The organism is Streptomyces sp. NPDC049040, from assembly GCF_043197715.1.
GTDB lineage: Bacteria > Actinomycetota > Actinomycetes > Streptomycetales > Streptomycetaceae > Actinacidiphila.
Map to the genome: position 1 here is coordinate 1 of NZ_JBICTO010000047.1, position 1,560 is coordinate 1,560.

General features: G+C 70.7%; 2 protein-coding genes. One reads left to right on the forward strand and one right to left on the reverse strand.

Features of this window, described 5'->3' with window-relative positions:
- Window positions 1-56: 56 nt before the first annotated feature.
- A complete protein-coding gene (locus ACGFMP_RS37205; RefSeq protein ID WP_393678531.1) occupies window positions 57-539 on the forward strand; it encodes a hypothetical protein in 483 nt (160 codons plus the stop codon).
- On the opposite strand, the gene ACGFMP_RS37210 is transcribed toward ACGFMP_RS37205, so the two are convergent.
- The gene (locus ACGFMP_RS37210) at window positions 505-1,287 is read right to left on the reverse strand and encodes an IS5 family transposase (protein ID WP_393678532.1); all 783 of its coding nucleotides are present in this window, start codon (window positions 1,285-1,287) and stop codon (window positions 505-507) included. The two genes, ACGFMP_RS37205 and ACGFMP_RS37210, sit on opposite strands and share 35 nt — an antisense overlap.
- Window positions 1,288-1,560: the final 273 nt, after the last annotated feature.

Consider the following 1,560-nt stretch of genomic DNA (forward strand, 5'->3'; position numbering starts at 1 on the left):
CGGTGGTTCGGCGGCAGGAGTGACGTGTCGTGTCGTCTCTTCGGTGGAGGTGCCGGGTGCCGTCGGTGATGGGGTTGTTGGAGGAGCGGGAGCGTGCCGCTCGGCAGCAGGTGGAAGCTCTGCAGGCCGACCTTCGGGAGGCGGAGGCCGTGGTGGAGCGATTCGTGATCGCTCGGGAGACGGTCGGGCAGGTTCTTGCGGAGCCGCATCGCGACCGGGAGACGCCGAATGCGGTGGCCGAGGCCTGGCCGGTGGCGGCCGCGGGTGCGGTGCCGGGGTCAGTGGTGCCGACGTGGCGTGACGGGCTCGACGTGAGCGTGCTGGCGCCGGACTACCGGAGGATCATGGAGGCCCTGGGCGGATCGGGCGGAGAGGCGATGGATTGCCGGCAGCTCGCGGCCGCCCTCGGGCTCGAGCCGGTTCCCGCGAAGGTCGAGGGGGTGCGGTCGAAGGCCAAGCGCCTGGTCGCGCGCGGGTGGCTGGCCGAGGGCAGGCCAGGGATGTTCAGTGTCGTTGCCGGGCCAGGCGCCGGCTCATGACCATGGTCATCGACCATCGGATCATCGACTCCGCGCTGTCGGTGCGCCGTTCGTAGTCGCGGGCCAGGCGGCGTGAGCGCATCAGCCATGCGAACGTCCTCTCCACCAGCCACCGTTTAGGCAGCACCGTGAACCCGCTGGTGTCGTCGCTGCGTTTGACGACCGTCAACGCGACGTGCAGCACCTGGCGGGCGAAGTCGACCAGCGGCCCGGTGTAGCCGCCGTCCGCCCACACCCGCGTGATCCGCCGGTGCCGGTGCCGCAGCTGGGCCAGCAGCGTCCGCCCGGCCTCGCGGTCGGTGATCGATGCCGCCGTGACCATCACGGTCAGCAGCAGCCCGAGCGTGTCCACCACGATGTGCCGCTTGCGTCCGTTGACCTTCTTGCCGCCGTCGAAGCCCCTGGTGGCCGCTGGTACCGACGCGGCCCCCTTCACCGACTGCGCGTCGATGACGCCCGCGGTCGGCTCCCGGTCCCGGCCGACCGCCTGCCGGACCCGCTCGCGCAGCCGGTCGTGCAGTTCGCCGATCAGGCCCTGGTCGCGCCAGCGCCGCCAGAACGCGTAGACGCGGTCCCACGGGGGAAAGTCCGCGGGCATCGCCCGCCAGGTAATACCGCCCGCGACCAGGTAGCGGACCGCGTCGAGCATCTGCCGATGGCAGTAGCCCTCCGGCCGCCCTCCCCTGCCCTCCATCCACCCGGGCACCGGCAGCAGATCCCGCACCGCAGCCCACTCACAGTCCGTCATGTCCGACGAATACCGCGGCTTCCGGTCCGGGCGGTCACCCGCATTCCCGAAACGGTGCGCGAGGCAGTCACACGACCGGGTGAACGGGTTGGACCCGGCCGACGCGAAGGCGTACAACAACGGCAACAGGGCCTCCACGGCATGCTCGTTGGTCTCGACAACCCCGAGATGCACCGGAGGCCCTGTCTCCATGCGCACCCCGACCGGAGATCACCCGACCGAGAAACCACACTCGAACCCACGCTCACCACACCCGATAGCGCAACAGCTTCT